This is a genomic window from Roseateles sp. GW821-FHT09H11, from assembly GCF_059415845.1.
Genome location: NZ_JBWKOA010000001.1, coordinates 1,371,883 through 1,393,449, shown reverse-complemented (window position 1 = coordinate 1,393,449; position 21,567 = coordinate 1,371,883). Strand labels below are relative to the sequence as shown.

The window sequence follows — 21,567 nt, the reverse complement described above, 5'->3', positions numbered from 1 at the left end:
GGCAACACCGCCAACGCCACCATGCAGCGCATCTTGCGGGTTGCCCGAAGGGGCCAACCTTGCGTTTTGTACGACCACTGTAATGTTGTGTGACTCAAGGACGCCGCCGACTGCAGAGGAGGCGTGGATTGTCTTGAGCAGGGGGGCGAATGGCGATTGGGGCTTTACCGCGACTCGTCAGCGGACGCTCCAGCCGAAGCGCCAACGAGAAAGGGGCCACACCTTTCGGTGCGACCCCTTCCGGATCGATGGGGGAAACGGCGCGCCGGTCGCTCCCGGCGGCCGGCCTTACTTCTTCGGCAGGCCGTCGGGGCCAGCGTAGGAATAGGCCGCGACCTTTTCGCCCTTGCACAGCGACTGCAGGTCGTTGGCGAGGAAGGGGAGCAGGTTGTTGAGCCCGTAGTTCATCGTCGTGACGTACTCGCTGTTGGCGCCCCACATGTTGGTCTTGTCGCCATGGGAGCGGTAGTACTTCTGCTGCAGCACGCCGTTGCGGTCGGCGAATTCGGCCTTCACCGCCACCATGCTGAAGAGCTTCAGGCCGATCTGCCACGTGTAGGCGCGCGTGACGCTGGTGCGCACGGTCACGCCGTCGGCGGCGACCGGGGCCTCGGCGGACGCGTCGGACACGGTGAAGCCGAAGTCCTTCAGCTGGCGCAGACCGTCGGTCACCCAGGGGCCGACGTCGCCGGACAGCAGCGCGCCGCTCATCGTCTGGCCGATGGTCTCCTTGTTCTGGCGGAGGTCCGCGGTGGGGACGATGTGCACCGTGCAGGCTCCGGCGGCGCGGAAGGTGGCCTTGCCGCCGGTCTCGCTGTCGGTGGCGCTGTACTTCATGGCCACCTTCTCGCCGGATTCATGGGCGGCGGCAGCGGCGGTGGCGAGGTCGGCGTCCGCGGCGGAGGCAGCATGGCACAGCAGGGCGGCGGCAAGGCCGGCCATCAGCGTCGTGGTCTTGGTCATGGCGGTCCTCCTGATCATTTCTGCGCCGAGGCGGTGGTGGCGGCGGCGCCCGCGTCGGGCAGCGAGTAGAGCTTCTGGTCCGAGCCCAGCAGGATCGTGCGGCCGTTCTCCGACTTCAGGACCGTGCCCTTGATCTCCCCCTTGCCGGCGCCGAAGTTGAACGCGAAGCTCCTGAGGTCCTTGGCTGGCGGGGCGCTGGAGGCGGCGACGTCGATGTCCAGCATCACCATGCGGACGGTCTCCGCGATCGATTCGCGCATCACGTCGCGGAAGGCGGCGGCGTCCTTGGCGGCCCATTGGGCCAGCGACTCCCTGCCGCCCGGCCCGACCGGCGCCGATTGATAGTGCAGCACGCCTCGCTGGCTGGGCATGCGCGAATCGGAGGCCTCGGGCCGGAGCCAGATCGTGACCACGGACTCGGAGTCGAAGCTGCGGAAGTCCATGCTCAGCGTGTAGCGCGGGCTGATCACCAACAGCGCCTGGCCGGGCTGCAGATCCTTGCGCAGTTGTGTGAGCTTGGCGTCGGACAGGGCGCGCGGCGTGGTCGTGACCTTGCCCACCTTGATCGGGTAGCCGGCCAGGCCGCGTTCGATCGACCCGTTGAATTCCTGGCGGTAGTCGACGTCCTCGATCGCGGCGTAGAAGGGGCCGAGCGCCTGTTGCGACTCGTTCACCCGGTTGTTGGTCACCTTGCTGTCGATCATGGCGCCGATGAGGCCGCCGCCGAGCGCGGCGCTCACGTTGGAGGCCTCCACCGCGGCGATGACCTCGTCCTGCACGACGACGACATGGGCCGTGAGCCCGGTGATCTTGCCGCGCTGCTCGGGCGTGAGGCTGGCCCGCATCGGCGCGGCACAAGCGGTCAGCAGCAGGGCGACGGAAAGCGTTGCGACAAGTCGCAGTCGGATCATGATTTCTCCCTCGTGGTGGCCTGGAACTTTGTTCTTCTTGCTCGCGTGGCCGGAACGTGCCGGCGCGAGGCGCGCGGATTATTGCAGCGCGTTGCAAGTACGGAAGGCGTATGAGGGAAGGTCCCGAGTCGGGCAGCGGGTCGGGGGGAAACCCGGTCAAAGAACAAGCCAGACAAAGAAAAAGGGGTCGCGCCTTTCGGTGCGACCCCTTCCGGATCTGTTGGTGGAGAGGAGGAGGATCGAACTCCCGACCTTCGCATTGCGAACGCGACGCTCTCCCAGCTGAGCTACCCCCCCAACGAAGACATCGACTATAGCAGAGATTTCACAGTGGTCGCCGCTGTGTCGGGAACCGGAACGGAGTTCGCACAACACGCGGGGTGGTCAGCGCGGCGCGCGGCATTCACCAACGGCAGCCCTTGTCGCGCGCGGCATCGCGCACCAGCGGCACGACCGCCAGCAGGCCCTTGTCCGCGTAGGCCTTGCGGCATTCCTGCTGGCCGGCCTCTCGCATCTTCTCGGCCAGGGCGTCCTTGTCCTCCGGCGGCTTCGGTACCGCCGAGATCACGCCCGAGGGCGTCCCGCGCGGGCGCATCGGACCCCGCGCGGCGTTCAGGTCGAGGTTCAGCTTCGGCGCGTTCGGCGGCGTCGATGCCGGGGTCGCCACGTCATGGCCGGTGCGTGCGCCTGCGTCCGGGGCGCCCACGCTGGGTTGGGTCGTCGTGGGCGTGGTCGAGCCGTCGAGCGATGTCCGATTGGCCGGTGTCGGTGAAGGCGTGGTCGATACGCGCGGCTGCGGCGTGGCGGCAGGGCTGGGCGCGGGCGTGGCCGCCGCCGGTGGCGTTGGTGCAGCGGTGGGGGTGGGCGCAGGTGTGGGCGGCGCGACCTGCGGCGCGGGCGTTGGCGGCGTCGGTACGGGCGTCGGCGCGGGTTGAGGCGAAGGGGCGGGTGTTGGCGCCGGCGCAGGCGTTAGTGGCGGCAACTCGGCGGGCGCCTTCAGTTCCGATGGCACGGGTGGTGTCAGTGTCCGCTCGATCGGCGTGCGGTCGATGCGTCTCACTGTCGTGGGCGTCTCGCTGAGGATGGGAGCGGGACGCTCCGGCAGTTGCAACGGCGAAGGTGCCTGCAGCGGATCCGTCGGCGCTGCAGGCCGCGCGGGCGTTGCCTCTCGCGCGGGAGCGATGCGTGTGGGCGCCGTCACCGTGGCGTCGGCAGGCGTCGTGAGCGTCGTGATCGCAGGCGCGGGCTCGACGGCGGGCGTGGGCGAGGGCGCTGGAGGCGGCGTCGGCGTCGGCGGCGCTGGTGTCGGTGCGGGCGTTGGCGCGGGAACGGGTGTCGGCGCGGGCGGGGCCGGCGTCGGTGTGGGCGCGGGCACTGGTGCCGTCGTGGCCGGCGGAGCGCTGCGGTCGGCGGGCGCGTCGCCGGTCAGTTCGTCGCCGGGCTGCTGCCGCCATTGCCCCTGGCGCGCGGCACCAGGCGCCCGTTGTTCTTCCGGCGTCGGCGGGCGTTCCCGCACCGCGCCGCCGGAGCGGGGCTGCTTCGCTTCGCCGATCGGTCCGCGCTCGGGCAGCACGACGGCGGGCTCGCCCGAGCCTGGCTCGTAGCGATCGCCTTGAAGTCTCACGTTCAGCGGACCCCAGGCGCCTTCGCCGGGCTTGGCCGATCCGCCGGGCGCGTTGCCGATGGCCACGAGCAGCAGCACGTGCAGCAGCACGGCCAGCAGCAGGGCCTGACCCATCTGGTCGGAGACTCGGTGCAGCGGTGTCTGGGCGGGATCGAGGACGGCGGACAAGGTGGATCGCGGAGGATCGCGGCGACGGCGCTGGGGCGCAGCATAGCCGGGATCACCGGGCTGCCGTGTCAGGACTTGTCTTCAGGAGGATCGCGCCGGAAGGTGCGCGGGGCGCCCGTGTCGCGGGCGTCGGCGGCGGGCGCAGGGACCCGCTCGCGTGCTGGTTCAGGTGCCAGGATTGGCCTGGTTCAGATCGGCGCGGCGGGCGCCGGTGAAACGCTTGGCCCAGTACGCCTCGCGCATGTCCTCGACGCGCACCGCGCCGCCGACGCGCGGCGAGTGGATGAACTTGCCTTCGCCGACATAGATGCCGACGTGCGAGAAGGTCGCGCGCATCGTGTTGAAGAAGACCAGGTCGCCGGGCTTGAGGTCTTCCTTCTTGATCGGCACCAGGCTGGAGAGCTTGGCCTGCTCGTCGGCGCGGCGCGGCAGGACCAAGCCCACGCTCATCTCGAAGATGTGGCGCGTGAAGCCGCTGCAGTCGAAGCCGTTGTTGACCGAGTTGCCGCCGCGCTTGTACGGCACGCCCAGGAAATTCATCGCCGACAGCACCAGGTCCGAGGCGTTGTCGCGCACCCGGTTCAGCAGGCCCGGCGAGGCGGCATCGGCGCCGGGCGAGGCGGGCGTCTGCTGGGCCTGCGCGACGATGCCGCGCTGCTGCAGGAAGCGGGCAACGGACTCGCTGGCGTTCGCGTTGCCGGCGGCGGCGCCCATCAGGGCGGTCGGCGGCAGCGAGGAGGTCGGGGTGGCGGTCGTGTTCGTGGCGGGCAGGGCCGGCGCGACCAGCGCGGCGGCCGTGCCTGCGGCGGCGACGGTCGTCGCGACCGCCGCGGCGCCGGCGGGCGAGCGCATCAGGCTCTGCCCATAGGCGCCCATCATCGTGCCGGCGGGTGGCGCGACGTCGGTCTTCGTGTCCGCGACCTTCGCGTCGGCCTTTGCCGGCGCAGCCTTGTCCGCGGTCTTCGTTTCAGTCTTCGTCTCGGCCTTCGTTTCCGCCTTCGCCGATACGATCTTGTCGGTGCTGGCCGGCTTGTCGGCGGCGATCTCGGTCGCCGGGGACTTGTCCTCGTCGGCCTTGGCCTTGCGGTCCTTGCCGGTGTCCTTGGCCGCGACCGGCTTCGAGGCCTTGCCGTCCTTCGAGGACCTGGCGGCCTGCTTCGACTCGGCGGGCTTCTTCGCGACCGGCTTGGCGGCGGCCTTCGACGTCGCCGCCTTGGCCTGCGCCTTGGGCTTGTCGTGCGACTCGTTGGTGGACGAGGTCGACTGTTGCGCCCAGCAACTACCGCTCGCGAAGACGCAGATCAGCCCCAGTGCGGCCATGGCGCGCTGGAGCTTCTTGTGTCGGGGAGCGGAGCGGGAAGGACGAACAGTACTCATCGGTGTTGGGCGCGGAGACTAGGCACCATCTCCGTACCGGTCAAGCGCGAATGCCCGCAGGACCGCGCTTGGCTAGGGAAAGTCCGGGCGTGGCCGCGAGACCGTTCCCAGGAAAACCCGGATTGGACCACAGCCCTATGACGCAAGGCTGTGAACGAAAGTTTCAGAAAAGCTGCCGATGCGAGGATCCGTGCGGAATTCGCGCATTCAATACCAACATCCAAGGAGACCCCGATGACCGACAGCTACGCGGCGATGTACCGGCGTTCGATCGACGACCCGGACGGCTTCTGGACCGGGCAGGCGGCGTTGATCGACTGGGAGCGCCCGTTCGATCAGATCTGCGACACGAGCCGGCCGCCGTTCGCGCGCTGGTTCGTCGGCGGGCGGACCAACCTGTGCCACAACGCGGTCGACCGCCACGCGGCCGCGCGGCCGGACGACGCCGCGCTGATCTGGGTGTCGAGCGAGGTCGACCAGGAACGCGTCTTCAGCTTCGCCGCGCTCAAGGACGAGGTCGAGGCCATGGCCGCGATGCTGCGCGAGCAGGGGGTGGGCATCGGCGATCGTGTGCTCATCTATCTGCCGATGATTCCCGAGGCCGCCTTCGCGATGCTCGCCTGCGCGCGGATCGGCGCGATCCACTCGGTGGTGTTCGGCGGCTTCGCGAGCCACGCCCTGGCCAACCGCATCGACGATGCCGAGCCGGTACTGATCGTCAGCGCGGATGCGGGCAGTCGCAACGGCAAGATCGTGCCCTACAAGCCGCTGCTCGATGAGGCGATCCGTCTGGCGGCGCACAAGCCGGCGAAGGTGCTGATGGTCGATCGCGGGCTCAGCGCGTTCGAGCGCGTTGACGGCCGCGACCTCGACTACGCGGAGCAACGGGGGCGACTGCTCGGCACGCGCATGCCCTGCGAATGGCTGCCCTCCGATGCCATCAGCTACACGCTCTATACCAGCGGCACGACCGGCAGGCCGAAGGGCGTGCAGCGCGACGTCGGCGGCTACGCCGTCGCGCTGGCCGCGAGCATGACGCACATCTACGACGGGCATCCGGGCGAGACCTTCTTCTCCACCAGCGACATCGGCTGGGTCGTCGGCCACAGCTACATCGTCTACGGTCCGCTGATCGCGGGCATGGCCACGCTGATGTACGAGGGCACGCCGGTGAGCCCCGATGCGGCGATCTGGTGGAAGCTCGTCGAGCGGCACCGTGTCACGGTGATGTTCAGCGCGCCGACCGCGGTGCGGGTGCTCAAGAAGCAGGACCCCGTCTGCCTGACGCGGCACGACCTGTCGTCGCTGCGCGCTCTGTTCCTCGCCGGTGAGCCGCTCGATGAACCGACGGCGCGCTGGATCGCCGATGCCATCGGCAAGCCGATCGTCGACAACTACTGGCAGACCGAGACCGGCTGGCCGATCCTGACGCTGGCGCGCGGCGTCGAGCCTGCCGAGCCGAAGTTCGGTTCGCCGGGCGTGGCGATGTTCGGCTACCGCGTCCAGCTCCTCGACGAGCGCACCGGCGACGTGCTGGAGGCGCCGAACCAGAAGGGCCTGCTCACGATCGCGTATCCACTGCCGCCCGGCTGCATGCAGACCGTCTGGCGCGACGACGAGCGCTTCATCCGCACCTACTGGGAAAGCGTGCCGGGCCGGCAGGTGTACTCGACCTTCGACTGGGCCTTGCGCGACGAGGACGGCTACTACTTCATCCTCGGACGCAGCGACGACGTGATCAACGTCGCCGGGCACCGGCTCGGTACGCGCGAGATCGAGGAGTGCATCGCCGGCCACCCCGCGGTGGCGGAGGTCGCCGTGGTCGGGGTGGCCGATCCGCTCAAGGGTCAGGTCGCGATGGCCTTCGCGGTGCTGAAGGACCCGGCGCGCGCCGCGACGCCGCAGGACGCGCTGGCGCTCGAAGGCGAGATCCTGAAGCGCGTCGACCAGCGGCTGGGCGCGGTGGCGCGGCCGTCGCGGGTGCGCTTCGTGGCGCTGCTGCCCAAGACGCGCTCGGGCAAGCTGCTGCGGCGCGCGATCCAGGCCGTCTGCGAGCATCGCGACCCCGGCGACCTGATCACGCTCGACGATCCGGCCGCGTTGCAACAGATCCGCGACCTGATGGCGTGATGGCGTGATGGAGCGAGCGCGGGGTCGGGTTTCCTCTGCCCCAGGATGCGGGCACGACTTTCGGGATGGGTGAGGGCGGGGACGAGAATCCCCGCCATTCCAATTCCTGGAGAGTTTCCGATGGCCTCGACGCATGCGTTGATCCTGGCGGCCAGCGCGATCATGTCCGCGCCGGCGTTCGCTCAATCCGAGGCTCGGGCGCCCGCGCTGCCCACGCCGGCGTTTCCCAGCTTCGCCGACGGCAAGGCCGTGGACCGGGCCTGTGATGCCGGACTGAAGGCGCTGAACCGCGAGGTCGCCCAGTTGGCCAAACGCAAGGTCGACAAGGGCTGGCTCGCCGCCTACGACCTGGTGATCGCGCATCACGAGGATGCGCGGTTCCCGATCGAATTCGTTCAGAACGTGCATGCCGACAAGGCCGTGCGCGACGCCGCCCAGGACTGCGCGCTGCGCTGGACCGACTTCCAGACCGCGCTCACGCAGAACGAGAAGATCTATCGCGGCCTGAAGACCGCGCCCGCCGCGGACGCGATCGACCGCGAACTCAAGCGCAATGCGCTGGGGCTGTTCGAGGACAGCGGCGTCGGCCTGTCGAAGGACAAGCGCTCGCGCGCCAAGCAGATCCTGGACCGGCTCTCCGCGCTCGACCAGCAGTTCTCGAAGGCGATCCGCGACGCCAACATCCGCGTCGCGTTCACCGCCGAGGAACTGCGCGGCGTGCCCGACGGCGTCTGGAAGGACAAGCCGCGCGACGACCAGGGGCGTTATCTGCTCGGCGTCGACAACCCGACCTACACCGCGCTGATGCAGACCGCCGAGAGCGGCGCCGCGCGCGAGCGCATCTGGCGCGCCAAGACCAACGAGGGCGGCGAGGGCAACCTCAAGCTGCTCACCGAGATCATCACGCTGCGCAAGGAGTACGCCGGGCTGTTCGGCTACGACAACTACGTCGACTTCAACCTGCGTCGCCAGATGGCCAAGGACGCGGCCACGGCGACGCGATTCCTCGGCGAGGTCAAGGGCACCGTGCAGCAGGGTGAACGCGCCGATCTGGAGGAACTCCGCCGCGCGAAGGCGGCGCACCTCGGGACTGCGGTCGAGACCACCGCCGTGACGCAATGGGACGGCGTCTACTACGCGGAGCGCATCCGCAAGCAGCGCTTCACCGTCGACCAGGAAGCCTTCCGCCCGTACTTCCCGCCCGCCGAAAGTCTCGCCTTCACGCTGCGCGTCGTCGACCGGCTGCTCGGCGTGACGCACACCGCGGTGAAGCTGCCCGGCCTCTGGCATCCCGACGTCAAGGCCTACGTGGTCAGCGACACGGCCACCGGCAAGGCGCTCGGCACGCTCTACGTCGATCCCTTCCCGCGCGACGGCAAGTACAACCACGCGGCGGTCTGGCCGCTGCGCTCCAGCAGCACGCGCCTGGGGCGCCATCCTGCGGCGGCGCTGGTCGTCAACCTCGATCGCGGCGGGCTGTCGCTCGACGAGCTGGAGACGCTGCTGCACGAGCTCGGCCATGCGGTCCACAACAACCTCGCCCACACGCGCGACGTGTCGCTGGGGCAATGGGCGGTGATGCACGACTTCGTCGAGGCGCCGTCGCAGATGCTCGAGGACTGGGTCTACGACCCGCGCGTGCTCAAGCTGATGGCCGAGGTCTGCCCGACCTGCAAGCCGGTGCCCGACGAACTCGTCGGCAAGGCCCGCGAGGCGCGCGACTTCGCCAAGGGCACGAAGTTCGGCCGCCAGCATCTGTATGCGAGTTATGACCTCGCGCTGCACGGCGCGGAGATCCAGGATCCGCTGGCGCTGTGGGCCAGGATGGAAGGCGACACGCCGCTGGGCCACGTGGCTGGCACGATGTTCCCGTCGCGCTTCGCGCACATCGCGGGCAGCTACGGCGCGGGCTACTACGGCTACCTGTGGAGCCTGGTCGTCGCGATGGACCTGCGCACGCCGTTCGCGGCCGACAAGCTCGATGCCGCCGTGGGCCGCCGTTATCGCGACGCGGTGCTGTCGCGCGGCGCGGAGAAACCGGCGCCGGAACTGGTGCGCGACTTCCTCGGTCGCGATGCCAACGCCAACGCGTTCTACGACTACTTGCGCAAGTAGGTCCGCCAGTCGTCGCGGATGAACTGCACCACGGCGTCCTCATGGTGGAAGCCGATGATGCGGTGCGCCGCCTGCTTCACGTCGTCGCTGGCGTTGGCCATCGCGACGGCGTGATGCGCCGCCTTCAGCATCGTCAGGTCGTTGACCTGGTCGCCGAAGACGACGAGTTCGCGCTCATGCAACGCGTAGCGCTGCGCCAGCGTCGCGATCGCCTGGTCCTTGCTGGCCCGGCGGTCGTGGACGTTGAGCCAGGGCCAACCCGGCATGTAGAGGTCCTCGGCGAGGTGCGTCGTGACGAGGTCGCCGCAGGTGCTCAGGATCTCGGCCTGCAGCGCTTCCAGCGGCTCCGCGCGGCCGACCACCAGCAGCGTGACCAGCGGATCGTCCAACTGGTCCTGCAGGCGGTCGACGTGGCGCAGCCGCGGATCGGCGTTGCGCTGACGCTCGGTGACGAAGCGCTGCTGGCCTTCGTTCTGCACTTCCTGCCAGAAGAGCTGGTCGCCCTTGGCGCCGTGCGTTGCGATGAAGGGCATCAGGCCGTGCCGCCGCACCAGCGCGAAGATGGCCTGGCCGAGCGCCGGCTCCATCGCGTTGACCAGCTCATGCCGGCCGGTGCGCAGGTCGCTGATGTAGGCGCCGTTGGACGACACCACCGGCAATGAGATGGGCAGCCCTTCGAGGATGCGGGCGATCGACACCACGTGCCGCGCGCTGGCGACGGTGAAGGCCAGGCCCTCGGCCAGCAGTTCGGTGAGGCCCGCGCGGGTGGCGGCGGAGAGGCGGGCCTGCGGATCGAGCAGGGTCCCGTCGAGATCGGAAACGTAGAAGCGCATGGGTCCTGGGCAGCGAGGTCCGGGGCGCATCCGCGCGCCGCGACAAGCGCACATCCTACGCCGCCGGGGTCCGATACTTGCCGGATGCCGCCCATGCCTTCCTCCTCGACGACGCCGCTCGACGTGCTCGGTCGCCCGATCCTCGACGACGCCACCCGCCGCTGGCTGCCATGGGTCGTCGCGCTGGCGTTCTTCATGCAGACGCTGGACACGACCATCCTCAACACTGCGCTGCCGGGCATGGCGCGCGACCTCGGCGAAGACCCGCTGCGGATGCAGTCCGCCGTCGTCGCCTACCTGCTGACGGTGGCCTTGCTGATCCCCGCGTCGGGGTGGCTGGCGGACCGCTTCGGGACGCGGACCGTCTTCCTGTGGGCGATCGGGCTGTTCAGCCTGGGTTCGCTGGCCTGCGCGGTGTCGCCCAGCCTGCACGTGCTGGTCGCGTCGCGGGTGGTGCAGGGCGTCGGTGGCGCGCTGCTCGTGCCCGTCGGACGGCTGGTCGTGCTTCGGGCCTTCCCGAAGGCCGAGTTCCTCGCGGTGATGACCTTCATCAGCCTGCCAGGGCTGGTCGGACCGCTGCTCGGGCCGACGCTGGGCGGCGTGCTGGTGGAGTTCGTCAGCTGGCACTGGATCTTCCTGATCAACCTGCCGGTCGGGCTGGCCGGCGCCTTCGCCTGCCGCCGCTTCATGCCGGAGATCAAGGGCCCCATCGGCAAGCGCTTCGACTGGGGCGGCTACGGGCTGTTCAGCGTGGGGCTGATGCTGATGTCGCTGGCGCTGCAGGGCTTCGGCGAGCACATGGTCAGCGTCGCCGTGTGCTTCGTGATGCTGATCGCCGGCGTGGCCTGCATGATGGCCTACTGGCTGCATGCGACGCGCACGGAGGAGCCGCTCTTCACGCCCGCGCTCTTCGCCGTGCCGACCTTCCGCATCGGGCTGCTGGGCAACGTCTTCGCGCGGCTGGGCAGCGGCGCGACGCCGTTCCTGACGCCGCTGTTCCTGCAGGTGGGGCTGGGCTTCTCGCCCAGCGAAGCGGGCCTGTCGATGATCCCGTCGGTGCTCGGCGCGATGTTCACCAAGACGCTGGCGATCCGCCTGATCAAGCGTGCCGGCTACCGCCGCGTGCTGATCGTCAACACGCTGCTGCTGGGCGTGCTGATCGCGAGCTTCGCGCTGATCCCGCGCGGCGTCGGGCATGTCTGGCTGGCGATCCACCTCGGGCTGTTCGGGATGGTCAACAGCATGCAGTTCACCGCGATGAACACGCTGACGCTGGGCGATCTCGACGAACGCACCGCGAGTCCCGGCAACAGCCTGCTGGCCGTGGTGATGCAGTTGTCGATGAGCCTGGGCGTGGCGACCTCGAGTGCCTTCCTGCTGCTGTTCTCGCACGGGCTGCCGCGCACCGAGGGCGCCGCGATCGTCCCCGCCTTCCACGGTACCTATCTTGCGCTCGGCGCCATGGCTGCGCTGGCGGCGTTCATCTTCTACCAGCTGCGCCGCGACGAAGGTGCCGCCGAGGAAACCGTCCAGTCGAAACTGACCCCCGAAGAGTAGGGCGCGCTCGCCCGAAAGCGGGGTCGACGCGGGAATGAAAAAGCCACCCCGAAGGGTGGCTTGGCGGGAGCGGGAAGGGCCGGCAGGCCCGCCGCTCAGAGCACCTCGGAGGCGAAGTCCGCGAGCCGCGAGCGCTCGCCGCGCGCCAGCGTGACGTGCCCGCTGTGCGCCCAGCCCTTGAACTTGTCGACCGCGAAGGTCAGGCCGGAGCTGCCCTCGGTCAGGTAGGGCGTGTCGATCTGCGCCAGGTTGCCCAGGCAGACGATCTTCGTGCCCGGACCCGCGCGCGTGATCAGCGTCTTCATCTGCTTGGGCGTCAGGTTCTGCGCCTCGTCGATGATCACGTACTTGTTCAGGAAGGTGCGCCCGCGCATGAAGTTCAGGCTCTTGATCTTGATCTTGCTGCGCACCAGGTCGTTGGTGGCCGCGCGACCCCATTCCCCGGCGGCGCTGTCGCCGCGTCCCAGCACTTCCAGGTTGTCGTCGAGCGCGCCCATCCACGGGCCCATCTTTTCCTCTTCCGTGCCGGGCAGGAAACCGATGTCCTCGCCGACCGGGACCGTGACGCGGGTGACGATGATCTCGGTGTAGCGGCGCTCGTCCAGCACCTGCGACAGACCCGCGGCCAGCGTCATCAGCGTCTTGCCCGTGCCGGCCGAGCCGGTCAGGGTGACGAAGTCGCAGTCCGGATCCATCAGCAGGTTCAGCGCGAAGTTCTGTTCGCGGTTGCGCGCGGTGACGCCCCAGACCGAATGCTTCTGGTGGCCGAAGTCCTTCAGCGTGCGCAGCACCGCGGTCTTGCCGGTGATCTCCTGCACCTTGGCATAGAGCGGCGCGGCGCCCGGCGCTTCCAGGTAGATGAGCTGGTTCACCAGCAGCGTCGGCACCAGCGGGCCGCTGATCCGGTAGAACGTGGTGCCGCCTTGCTGCCAGCTCTCCATCGTCTTGCCGTGGCGCTCCCAGAAGTCCGCCGGCAGCGCCTGCACGCCGGTGTAGAGCAGGTCGGAGTCTTCCAGCGTCTTGTCGTTGCGGTAGTCCTCCGCCGGCAGGCCCAGCGCGCGGGCCTTGATGCGCATGTTGATGTCCTTGGACACCAGCACCACCTCGCGGCCGGGCTGCTGCTGCTTCAGCGCCTGGACGACGCCCAGGATCTGGTTGTCGGCCTTGCCCTGCGGCAGGCCTTGCGGCAGCGGGGCCTCGAACAGGGTCGTCTGGAAGAACAGCTTGCCGCCGGCCTCGCGATGACCGGTCTGGTCCAGCGGCAGGCCCTTGGACATTTCCTCGATCGTGCTCGACTTGAGGCTGGTGGCCAGCGCGTCCAGGTCGCGGCTGACCTGGCGCACGTTGCGGGCGACCTCGGTCATGCCCTTCTTGTGGCCGTCCAGCTCCTCGAGCGTGATCATCGGCAGGTAGATGTCATGTTCCTCGAAGCGGAACAACGACATCGGGTCATGCATCAGCACATTGGTGTCGAGCACGAACAGCTTGGGGTCACCGGCCGGCTTGCGCGCCTTGGTGCGGGTCGGGGCGGTTTTCTTCGCGGGGGCCCTGGACGGGGCCGGCGACACCAGCGCCAGCGACGGCGAATTGCCGCCGCGGGCTTCGACGGGCTCCGTGCGCGCACGCGCGCTGGCCGCGGACGGCTGTGCGGGAGCGGCGGCGGAATGGCTGGCCTCGGGCTCGTGCCGGGTCGCCGCGATCGGGGCGGCGAGGGGGGCGGACGGTCTGGCCTCGTTCTGGGGGAGCCGTTTGCTGGGCGACAGGTCGGTCGCGAAGGCGTCGGAATCTAGGCGGCTGGCGCGCTTGGTCGGAGGCTTGGGCAGTGGCATGTGCGGGGGTGACGGGCTTGCGTGATGAGCCTGGGTCGATGCGGACCAGGGGTCATGCCCCGGGCCTGACGGGCGGTGGCGATGCCGGAGGTATCGGCGGCATCGGGGGCCTCGAACTCGCACGCGGATCCCAGAAGACAAAAAGCCGCACCGGGGGCGGTGCGGCTCGTCCTTGGGAATTCATTCGCTGCGATCAGGCACAGGGGCATGCGGCTGATTATGCACAACTCGCGGCGTCCGCCCGTGACGGACGCATGGCGGCGTTGCTGTCAGACGCCGCCGTGCGCGGCTCAGCGCAAACCCGAGGTGTCGGCGATCGGATTCGATGGTCCGATGCGAAGTTCCGCGGCCCTCAGGACGTCCTGGCGCGGGCCGCGCAGACGATCAGGCGGCTTCCTTCTTGAGGGCCTTGACGGCCTTCAGGACTTCCTCGACGTGGCCGGCGACCTTCAGGCCGCGCCACTCTTCGCGCAGGATGCCCTGGGCGTCGATCAGGAAGGTCGAGCGTTCGATGCCCTTGACCTTCTTGCCGTACATGATCTTGTTCTTCACCACGCCGAACATGTGGCAGAGTTTCTCTTCGGTGTCGGCGATCAGTTCGAACGGCAGTTCCAGGTTCTGCTTGAACTTGTCGTGCGAGGCCATGTTGTCGCGGGAAACTCCCAGCACGACGGCGCCGGCCTTGACGAATTCCTTGTGGTGATCGCGGAACTGCATCGCTTCGGTCGTGCAGCCCGGGGTGTTGTCCTTCGGATAGAAGTACAGCACCACGACCCGACCCAGGAATTCCTTGGGAGTGAACTTCACGCCTCCCGTGGCAAGAGCTTCAATGTCCGGGAGGGGTTTGTTGAGCGCTGGCGTCATGTGGCGTTCTTCAGAGAGATGTGCCCGGGTGGGCATAGCCAGCGATTATACGTTGAATGGGTCGTTCCTCGCCCCCTCTGACATGGACGAGTAGGCAGCCTCCCAGAGAGAGGGAGGCAAGCCGCGGCGGCGGCAGGGTTCGCGGGGGCCGGGGCGGGCGTTCAGGACGCGATCACGCCGGGCTCATGGCTCGATCAGCAGGGCCGCCAGCACCGCGCGGCCCTCGCTGGCCAGCACGTTGTACGTGCGGCATGCGGCGCCGATGTCCATCGTTTCCATGCCGATGCGGGCCTGGATCAGGCCCCGGTACAGCGCGGGCCTGGCGAAGCGCAGCTTCGATCCGCTGCCGAAGATCACCAGCTCCGGCTTGAGTGCCAGGATGCGCTCGAAGTGCGCCTCGGTGAGGTCCTCGAAGCGGGTGACATCCCAGTTCTCCGGCTGCCCTTGCCATGGCACCAGCACGCTGTGGGCCTGCTCGACGCCGTTGACCCACACGTGGTTCAGGTCGTGGGCCGAAATCATGTTGCCGCCGAGCGGCTGGTCGGGTTGAAATTTCATTGAGGGTGATTCTGGCAGCGACGGAGGGTGTCTCCCCGCGGGCGTGGGATTACCCGCGATAACCCTGTGTTTAAATCGATGGCCCTGATTTTCCCCTGTGCGTTCCCTTTGCGGAACCCTCGGAAAGCTCCGCAGAGCTTCCCGTGAAACCTCGCCCGGAGTCATCTTGAGAACCGTCGCCAAGTCCAGCAAGCTTTCCAGCGTCAGTTACGACATCCGCGGGCCTGTGCTGGACAAGGCGCGGCAGATGGAGGAAGAGGGGCAGAAGATCATCAAGCTCAACATCGGCAACACGGCGGTGTTCGGGCTGACGCCGCCGGACGAGATCGTCCAGGACATGATCCGCAACCTGGCCGACGCCGGCGGCTACACCGACAGCAAGGGGCTGTTCGCGCCGCGCAAGGCGGTGGTGCACTACACGCAGGAGAAGGGCATCCGCGGCGTGTCGGTGGACGACGTCTACCTGGGCAACGGCGCGTCCGAGCTGATCCAGATGGCGATCAACGCGCTGGTCAACGACGGCGACGAGATCCTGATCCCGTCGCCCGATTTCCCCCTCTACACGGCGGTGGTCGGCCTGTCGGGCGGCCGCCCGGTGCACTACCTGTGCGACGAGGGCACCGGCTGGCTGCCGGACCTGCAGGACATCGAATCGAAGATCACGCCGCGCACCCGCGGCATCATGGTCTGCAACCCCAACAACCCGACCGGCGCGCTGTACCCGGACGACGTGCTGCTGGGCATCATCGAGATCGCGCGGCGCCACGAGCTGATCGTCTTCGCCGACGAGATCTACGACAAGACGCTCTACGACGGCAACACCCACACCAGCATGGCCAGCCTGGCCGACGACGTGCTGTTCGTGACCTTCAACGGCCTGTCCAAGAACTACCGCAGCTGCGGCTACCGCGCCGGCTGGATGGTGGTGTCGGGCGAGAAGCGCCATGCCCGCGACTACATCGAGGGCCTGAACATGCTGGCCTCGCTGCGCCTGTGCGCCAACACGCCGGGCCAGCTCGCGATCCAGACGGCGCTGGGCGGCTACCAGAGCATCAAGGACCTGGTCGCGCCGACCGGCCGGCTGTGCCACCAGCGCGACCTCGCGTACGAGCTGCTGACGCAGATCCCGGGCGTGAGCGTCGTCAAGCCCAAGGCCGCGCTGTACATGTTCCCCCGCCTCGACCCCAAGATCTATCCGATCGAGGACGACCAGCAGTTCGCCTACGAACTGCTGGCCGAAGAGAAGGTGCTGATCGTCCAGGGGACGGGCTTCAACTGGAAAGCTCCCGATCATTTCCGGCTCGTGTTCCTGCCCAACACGGACGATCTCCGTGAAGCCATCGGCCGCATCGAGCGATTCCTGGCGCAATACCGCAAACGCCACGCACGCTGACCTCCCGACCTTCTGAAAGACAAGACGATGAACCCGATCAAAGTTGGCCTGCTGGGCATTGGCACCGTGGGCAGCGGCACATTCCAGGTGTTGCGCCGCAACCAGGCGGAGATCCGCGGCCGCGCCGGCCGCGGCATCGAGATCGCGATGGTGGCCGACCTGGACGTCGAGCGCGCCCGCAGCATCGTCGGCGACGCCTGCCCGGTGGTGGCCGACGCGCGCGACGTGATCGCGAACCCGGAGATCGACATCGTCGTCGAGCTCATCGGCGGCTACGGCATCGCGCGCACGCTGGTGCTGGACGCGATCAAGGCCGGCAAGCATGTGGTGACGGCCAACAAGGCGCTGCTGGCGGTGCACGGCAGCGAGATCTTCGCCGCGGCGCGCGAGCAGGGCGTGATGGTCGCCTTCGAGGCGGCGGTGGCGGGCGGCATCCCGATCATCAAGGCGCTGCGCGAAGGCTTGACGGCCAATCGCATCGAGTGGATCGCCGGGATCATCAACGGCACGACCAACTTCATCCTGTCGGAGATGCGCTCCAAGGGGCTGGACTTCGCGACGGTGCTGAAGGAAGCGCAGCGGCTGGGTTACGCCGAGGCCGATCCGACCTTCGACATCGAGGGCGTGGACGCCGCGCACAAGGCGACGATCATGAGCGCGATCGCGTTCGGGATCCCGGTGCAGTTCGATCAGGCGCATGTCGAGGGCATCACGGCGCTGCAGGCGACCGACATCAAGTACGCGGAGCAGCTCGGCTACCGCATCAAGCTGCTGGGCATCGCCCGCAGAAGAGACAACGGCATCGAGCTGCGCGTGCATCCGACGCTGATCCCGTCGGGCCGGCTGATCGCCAATGTCGAAGGCGCGATGAACGCCGTGCTGGTGCAGGCCGACGCGGTCGGCACGACGCTGTACTACGGCAAGGGCGCGGGCGCGGAGCCGACGGCCTCGGCGGTGATCGCCGACCTGGTCGACATCACGCGTCTGGCGACGGCCGATCCGGACCACCGCGTGCCGCACCTGGCCTTCCAGCCGGACGCGATGAACAACACGCCGATCCTGCCGATGGCGCAGGTGCAGACGGCGTTCTACCTGCGGCTGCGGGTGGCGGACCAGGCGGGCGTGCTGTCGCGCATCACGACCATCCTGGCCGAGCACGAGATCAGCATCGACGCGGTGCTGCAGCGCGAGTCGGCGGAAGGCGAGAGCCAGACCGACCTGATCATCCTGACGCACGACACGCAGGAAGGCCGCATGAGCGAGGCGTTGGCGAAGATGCAGGCGCTGCAGACCGTGCTGGCGCCGATCGTGAAGCTGCGCAAGGAAGAGCTGGCGTGAGATACCTCAGCACCCGCGGCGACAAGGCCGAGCGCCACTTCTGCGACATCCTGCTGGAGGGCCTGGCGCCCGACGGCGGGCTGTATCTGCCGGTCGCGTATCCGCAGATCGATACCGCCACGCTCGGCCGCTGGCGCGGCCTGTCGTACGCCGACCTGGCGTTCGAGATCCTGTCGCTCTACATCGACGACATCCCCGCGGCCGACCTGAAGGCGATCGCGCACCGGACCTACACCGAAGCCGTCTTCGGCACGCCGCAGATCACGCCGCTGAAGCCGCTGGAGCCGGGTCTGGCGCTGGTCGCGCTGTCCAACGGCCCGACGCTGGCGTTCAAGGACATGGCGATGCAGCTGCTCGGTCAGCTGTTCGAGTACGAGCTCCAGCGCCGCGGCGAGACGCTGAACATCCTCGGCGCGACTTCCGGCGACACCGGCAGCGCCGCCGAGTACGCGATGCGCGGCAAGGCCGGCATCCAGGTCTTCATGCTGAGCCCGCACGGCCGCATGAGCCCGTTCCAGCAGGCGCAGATGTTCAGCCTGCAGGACCCCAACATCCACAACATCGCCGTGCAAGGCGTGTTCGACGACTGCCAGGACATCGTCAAGGCGGTGTCCAACGACCTCGACTTCAAGCGCGGTCACCGCATCGGCACCGTCAACTCGATCAATTGGGCACGGCTGCTGGCGCAGGTCGTCTACTACTTCGCCGCGTACTTCCAGGCGACGAAGACCGACGGCGAACGCGTGAGCTTCACCGTGCCGTCGGGCAATTTCGGCAATGTCTGCGCGGGCCACGTGGCGCGCAGGATGGGCCTGCCGATCGAGCGCCTGGTCGTGGCGACCAACGAGAACGACGTGCTCGACGAGTTCTTCCGCACCGGCGTCTATCGCCCGCGCGGCGCCGAGCACACGCTGGAGACCTCCAGCCCGTCGATGGACATCTCCAAGGCGAGCAACTTCGAGCGTTTCGTGTTCGATCTGCTGGACCGCGACGCCTCGCGCGTGAAGCGGCTGTTCGGCGAGGAACTGGCCTCGAAGGGCTTTTTCGAGATCACCGCCGAGGAGCGCGCCCGCATCAGCGAACGCTACGGTTTCGTCTCGGGGCGCAGCACGCATGAGGATCGCGTGGCGACGATCCGTCTGTGCCATCAGCAGTACGGCGTCGTCATCGACACGCACACGGCGGATGGCTTGAAGGTCGCGCTCGCGAAGCGCGAGCCGGGCGTGCCGATGCTGGTGCTGGAAACGGCGCTGCCGGCCAAGTTCGCCGTCACCATCGAGGAAGCGCTCGGCATCGTGCCGCCGCGCCCGGCCGCGCTCGACGATCTCGAGACGCGTCCGAAGCGCGTCAGCGTGATGCCGGTCTCGGTGGAACAGGTCAAGCAGTTCATCGTCGACCATGTCTGACGCGAAGAACGCCCCGGGCGCCGCTGCCACACCGCGCGCGCCGATGATGCCGATGGAGGAGGCGCTGGAGCGCCTGCTCTCGCAGGTCACGCCGCTGGGGCGGACCGAGTCGGTGACGACGCCGCTGGCGCGCGGTCGCGTGCTGGCGCAGGACCTGGTCTCGCCGCTGGACGTGCCGCCCTACGACAACAGCGCCATGGACGGCTACGCGATGCGCGCGGCCGACGTCGCGGCGCTGGGCGGCGAGGGCGCGGTATTGCCGGTGTCGCAGCGCGTGGCGGCGGGCTCGGTGCCGCAGCCGCTGCAACCCGGCACGGCAGCGCGGATCTTCACCGGCGCGACCGTGCCCGAGGGCGCCGACTCCGTGCTGATGCAGGAGCAGTGCGAGGCGATCGCCGATGCCACGGGCGCGGCGGGCAGTCTCGGTCAGGTGCGTATCAACGGGCCGCTGACGGTGGGCCTGCACATCCGCCGTCGAGGCGAAGACCTGCGCGTCGGTCAACCGGTGCTCAGCGCCGGCATGCGCCTGAATGCGGCCTCGCTGGGTCTGGCCGCGACGGCCGGCGCGGCGGCGCTGACGGTGGCGGCGCGCCCCCGCGTCGCGCTGTTCTCGACCGGTGACGAGCTGGTGCTGCCGGGCCAGCCGCTGGGCCCCGGCCAGATCTACAACTCCAACCGCACGACGCTGCACGCGCTGCTGCTGGCGATGGGGTGCGAGGTGCGCGACCTGGGCATCGTGCCCGACTCGCTTGAGGCGACCCGCGCGGCCTTGCGCGAGGCGTCGAAGGATGCGGACCTGATCCTCAGCTCCGGCGGCGTGTCCGTCGGCGAGGAGGACCACCTGAAGCCCGCGCTCGAGCGCGAAGGCCGCCTGGACCTGTGGCAGATCGCGATCAAGCCCGGCAAGCCGCTGGCGTTCGGTGAGGTGACCAGCACTGGTGGCCGCACCTGGTTCATCGGACTGCCGGGCAATCCGGTGTCGAGCTTCGTGACCTTCCTGTTGTTCGTGCGGCCGGTGCTGCTGCGGATGCAGGGCGCGACGCAGCTGACGCCGCGCGCCTTGCCGTTGCCGGCCGAGTTCACCTGGACGAAGGCCGACAAGCGCCGCGAGTTCCTGCGCGCGAAGCTGAGCGACGCGGGCGGGCTGCAGCTGTTCGGCAACCAGAGTTCGGGCGTGATGAGTTCGGCGGCGTGGGCCGACGGCCTGATCGACCTGCCGCCGGGCAGCACGGTGGCACCGGGTCAGGTCTTGCGCTTCATTCCGTTCAACGAGCTGTTCTGACGAGTCGACCCGAGATGACGATCACCGTGCGCTACTTCGCCTCGCTGCGCGAGGCTCTGGGGACCGACGAACGCTTCCCGCATCACGCCGGCGCGACGCTGGGCTCGATCCGCGATGCGCTGATCGCCAGCGACGCGGCGCACGCGGAGGCGCTGGCGCGCGGCCGCGCGATCCGTTGCGCGCTGAACCAGCAGATCCTGCCCGAGGACACGGCCGTCGAGGACGGCGCGGAAGTGGCGTTCTTCCCGCCAGTCACGGGCGGTTGAATCGGTGACCGATCCGGCGGACGGGCTCGGCCGCCGTTCAAGGTCAGGCGGCGGATGAACGTGGCCGTTGATCGCCGCAACGGCGAGTGCCGCCTCACTCCTTGAAATAGACCATCTGGTGCGTGCTGGCCAGCATGTGGCCGTCGTCGCTCCAGACTTCGGCGGTCTGGTCGAAGTAGCCGTTGCGGAAATTGAGCGCCTTTGCCATCGCGAGCACGTGCCGGTCGCCCTGCTGCGCGAGCATGACGGCGTCCGCATGGAAGTAGGTCGTCAGCGTGACGGTGCCGATCGCGCCGGGCTTGCGGCGGCGGACGAAGATGCGCGGGAAGAAGCTGTCGCAGATCGCGGCGAGGGACGGGAAGTCCATCGGGCGCGCGGGCTCGTCGCGGACCCAGTAGCGGCTGATCGAGTGCGGCTGCTCCTGGCCGTCGAACGGCCCAGGACCGAAGCCGGGCAGGAAGCGCATGTCGTAGCGCGAGACCCAGGCGGGCAGGAAACCGACCTTCGGCAGCGGCTTCAGTTCCGCTGCGGGCGGGATGCCCGCCGGCAGTTCGGCCTCCTTCGCGGACCAGGTCTCCCGACGCTGCGCGAAGACGGCGCTGCCGGTGGCGGCCACCTCGCCGTTCTGCGTGAGCTCGAGCACCCAATGCTGGGTCGACCGGTTCGTGCGGGCGGGTCGGGCTTCGACCTCGAAGGCGCCGTCGGCCAGCGGGCTGCAGAAGTTGATCGTCAGCGCGATCGGCTCGCCGATGCGCTCCGAATGCAGCAACGCGGCGTTGAGCATCGCCGCACCGGTCGTGCCGCCGAATGGTCCGACCATGTTGGCGTAGGCCGGATTCGTCGCGCCGGCGAAGCGGTGGTCGCCGGCAGGGGCGAGCAGGATGGCTTGGTCGAGGTCGTGGGGCATGGCATGCGCTCGGCTGAAAGGGGTGCCTGCCCATTTTGGTCATTCG

Annotated in this window: 17 protein-coding genes and 1 tRNA gene; 8 read left to right on the top strand and 10 right to left on the bottom strand. The window is 68.7% G+C overall.

Annotated elements, in window-relative coordinates; translation table 11 throughout:
* Window positions 1-288 precede the first annotated feature (288 nt).
* The 5 genes from AC07PR_RS05840 to AC07PR_RS05820 form a co-directional block, all read right to left on the bottom strand.
* Window positions 289-963 carry a hypothetical protein gene (locus tag AC07PR_RS05840; RefSeq protein ID WP_483105880.1) on the bottom strand — a complete coding sequence of 225 codons (675 nt, stop codon included), beginning with the start codon at window positions 961-963 and terminating at the stop codon, window positions 289-291.
* 14 nt (window positions 964-977) lie between these two features.
* A complete protein-coding gene (locus AC07PR_RS05835) occupies window positions 978-1,874 on the bottom strand; it encodes a hypothetical protein (protein ID WP_483105881.1) in 897 nt (298 codons plus the stop codon).
* A gap of 221 nt (window positions 1,875-2,095) precedes the next feature.
* A tRNA-Ala gene (locus tag AC07PR_RS05830) sits at window positions 2,096-2,171 on the bottom strand.
* A gap of 106 nt (window positions 2,172-2,277) precedes the next feature.
* Complete coding sequence (locus AC07PR_RS05825) at window positions 2,278-3,666, bottom strand: hypothetical protein (protein ID WP_495134685.1); 1,389 nt, start codon at window positions 3,664-3,666, stop codon at window positions 2,278-2,280.
* 165 nt (window positions 3,667-3,831) lie between these two features.
* Window positions 3,832-4,986, bottom strand: coding sequence for a C40 family peptidase (locus AC07PR_RS05820; protein WP_495134684.1), 1,155 nt, complete (start codon window positions 4,984-4,986; stop codon window positions 3,832-3,834).
* 291 nt (window positions 4,987-5,277) lie between these two features.
* Here AC07PR_RS05820 and AC07PR_RS05815 point away from each other — a divergent pair, with 291 nt between their 5' ends.
* Entirely contained in the window at window positions 5,278-7,173 is a 1,896-nt protein-coding gene (locus AC07PR_RS05815) for a propionate--CoA ligase (protein WP_495134683.1), read from the top strand.
* A 120-nt stretch (window positions 7,174-7,293) separates the two neighbouring features.
* Entirely contained in the window at window positions 7,294-9,288 is a 1,995-nt protein-coding gene (locus AC07PR_RS05810; protein ID WP_495134682.1) for a M3 family metallopeptidase, read from the top strand.
* Here the strand turns inward: AC07PR_RS05810 and AC07PR_RS05805 are convergent.
* Complete coding sequence (locus tag AC07PR_RS05805; protein ID WP_377155730.1) at window positions 9,273-10,121, bottom strand: HAD family hydrolase; 849 nt, start codon at window positions 10,119-10,121, stop codon at window positions 9,273-9,275. The genes AC07PR_RS05810 and AC07PR_RS05805 overlap by 16 nt on opposite strands.
* A gap of 93 nt (window positions 10,122-10,214) precedes the next feature.
* Here AC07PR_RS05805 and mdtD point away from each other — a divergent pair, with 93 nt between their 5' ends.
* Window positions 10,215-11,678: a multidrug transporter subunit MdtD gene (gene mdtD, locus AC07PR_RS05800; protein WP_331616269.1), complete on the top strand. Its 1,464-nt coding sequence runs from the start codon at window positions 10,215-10,217 to the stop codon at window positions 11,676-11,678.
* A 95-nt stretch (window positions 11,679-11,773) separates the two neighbouring features.
* Here the strand turns inward: mdtD and AC07PR_RS05795 are convergent, their stop codons facing one another.
* The 3 genes from AC07PR_RS05795 to AC07PR_RS05785 all read right to left on the bottom strand — a co-directional run bounded on the left by AC07PR_RS05795 (window position 11,774) and on the right by AC07PR_RS05785 (window position 14,929).
* On the bottom strand, window positions 11,774-13,507 hold the full coding sequence (locus AC07PR_RS05795; protein WP_495134681.1) for a PhoH family protein: 1,734 nt from the start codon (window positions 13,505-13,507) through the stop codon (window positions 11,774-11,776).
* Between the two features lie 384 nt (window positions 13,508-13,891).
* Window positions 13,892-14,371 (bottom strand): peroxiredoxin, encoded by a 480-nt coding sequence (locus AC07PR_RS05790; protein WP_067270239.1) that lies wholly within the window; start codon window positions 14,369-14,371, stop codon window positions 13,892-13,894.
* 183 nt (window positions 14,372-14,554) lie between these two features.
* Window positions 14,555-14,929: an Mth938-like domain-containing protein gene (locus AC07PR_RS05785; RefSeq protein WP_377155726.1), complete on the bottom strand. Its 375-nt coding sequence runs from the start codon at window positions 14,927-14,929 to the stop codon at window positions 14,555-14,557.
* Between the two features lie 166 nt (window positions 14,930-15,095).
* On the opposite strand from AC07PR_RS05785, the gene AC07PR_RS05780 reads away from it, so the two are divergent.
* Genes AC07PR_RS05780 through AC07PR_RS05760 form a run of 5 tightly spaced genes read left to right on the top strand, consistent with a single transcriptional unit; the run spans window position 15,096 to window position 20,614 of the window.
* Entirely contained in the window at window positions 15,096-16,322 is a 1,227-nt protein-coding gene (locus AC07PR_RS05780; protein WP_431102787.1) for a pyridoxal phosphate-dependent aminotransferase, read from the top strand.
* A 27-nt stretch (window positions 16,323-16,349) separates the two neighbouring features.
* Window positions 16,350-17,660 (top strand): homoserine dehydrogenase, encoded by a 1,311-nt coding sequence (locus AC07PR_RS05775; RefSeq protein ID WP_377155725.1) that lies wholly within the window; start codon window positions 16,350-16,352, stop codon window positions 17,658-17,660.
* Window positions 17,657-19,066 (top strand): threonine synthase, encoded by a 1,410-nt coding sequence (gene thrC / locus AC07PR_RS05770; RefSeq protein ID WP_495134680.1) that lies wholly within the window; start codon window positions 17,657-17,659, stop codon window positions 19,064-19,066. The genes AC07PR_RS05775 and thrC overlap by 4 nt, the downstream gene beginning before the upstream one ends.
* Window positions 19,059-20,348: a molybdopterin molybdotransferase MoeA gene (locus AC07PR_RS05765; protein WP_495134679.1), complete on the top strand. Its 1,290-nt coding sequence runs from the start codon at window positions 19,059-19,061 to the stop codon at window positions 20,346-20,348. The genes thrC and AC07PR_RS05765 overlap by 8 nt, the downstream gene beginning before the upstream one ends.
* Window positions 20,349-20,362: 14 nt before the next feature.
* Window positions 20,363-20,614, top strand: coding sequence for a MoaD/ThiS family protein (locus AC07PR_RS05760; RefSeq protein ID WP_431286041.1), 252 nt, complete (start codon window positions 20,363-20,365; stop codon window positions 20,612-20,614).
* A gap of 94 nt (window positions 20,615-20,708) precedes the next feature.
* Here the strand turns inward: AC07PR_RS05760 and AC07PR_RS05755 are convergent, their stop codons facing one another.
* The gene (locus AC07PR_RS05755; protein WP_495134678.1) at window positions 20,709-21,521 is read right to left on the bottom strand and encodes an acyl-CoA thioesterase; all 813 of its coding nucleotides are present in this window, start codon (window positions 21,519-21,521) and stop codon (window positions 20,709-20,711) included.
* Between the last annotated feature and the right edge of the window lie 46 nt (window positions 21,522-21,567).

Bases quoted from the DNA above. Each gene is read 5' to 3' on its own strand.
- AC07PR_RS05755 (WP_495134678.1), bottom strand. From the start codon at position 21,521: ATGCCCCACGACCTCGACCAAGCCATCCTGCTCGCCCCTGCCGGCGAC.
- AC07PR_RS05785 (WP_377155726.1), bottom strand. From the start codon at position 14,929: ATGAAATTTCAACCCGACCAGCCGCTCGGCGGCAACATGATTTCGGCC.
- AC07PR_RS05805 (WP_377155730.1), bottom strand. From the start codon at position 10,121: ATGCGCTTCTACGTTTCCGATCTCGACGGGACCCTGCTCGATCCGCAG.
- AC07PR_RS05760 (WP_431286041.1), top strand. From the start codon at position 20,363: ATGACGATCACCGTGCGCTACTTCGCCTCGCTGCGCGAGGCTCTGGGG.
- AC07PR_RS05835 (WP_483105881.1), bottom strand. From the start codon at position 1,874: ATGATCCGACTGCGACTTGTCGCAACGCTTTCCGTCGCCCTGCTGCTG.
- mdtD (WP_331616269.1), top strand. From the start codon at position 10,215: ATGCCTTCCTCCTCGACGACGCCGCTCGACGTGCTCGGTCGCCCGATC.
- AC07PR_RS05815 (WP_495134683.1), top strand. From the start codon at position 5,278: ATGACCGACAGCTACGCGGCGATGTACCGGCGTTCGATCGACGACCCG.
- AC07PR_RS05810 (WP_495134682.1), top strand. From the start codon at position 7,294: ATGGCCTCGACGCATGCGTTGATCCTGGCGGCCAGCGCGATCATGTCC.
- AC07PR_RS05820 (WP_495134684.1), bottom strand. From the start codon at position 4,986: ATGGCCGCACTGGGGCTGATCTGCGTCTTCGCGAGCGGTAGTTGCTGG.
- AC07PR_RS05765 (WP_495134679.1), top strand. From the start codon at position 19,059: ATGTCTGACGCGAAGAACGCCCCGGGCGCCGCTGCCACACCGCGCGCG.
- AC07PR_RS05840 (WP_483105880.1), bottom strand. From the start codon at position 963: ATGACCAAGACCACGACGCTGATGGCCGGCCTTGCCGCCGCCCTGCTG.
- AC07PR_RS05775 (WP_377155725.1), top strand. From the start codon at position 16,350: ATGAACCCGATCAAAGTTGGCCTGCTGGGCATTGGCACCGTGGGCAGC.
- AC07PR_RS05790 (WP_067270239.1), bottom strand. From the start codon at position 14,371: ATGACGCCAGCGCTCAACAAACCCCTCCCGGACATTGAAGCTCTTGCC.
- AC07PR_RS05795 (WP_495134681.1), bottom strand. From the start codon at position 13,507: ATGCCACTGCCCAAGCCTCCGACCAAGCGCGCCAGCCGCCTAGATTCC.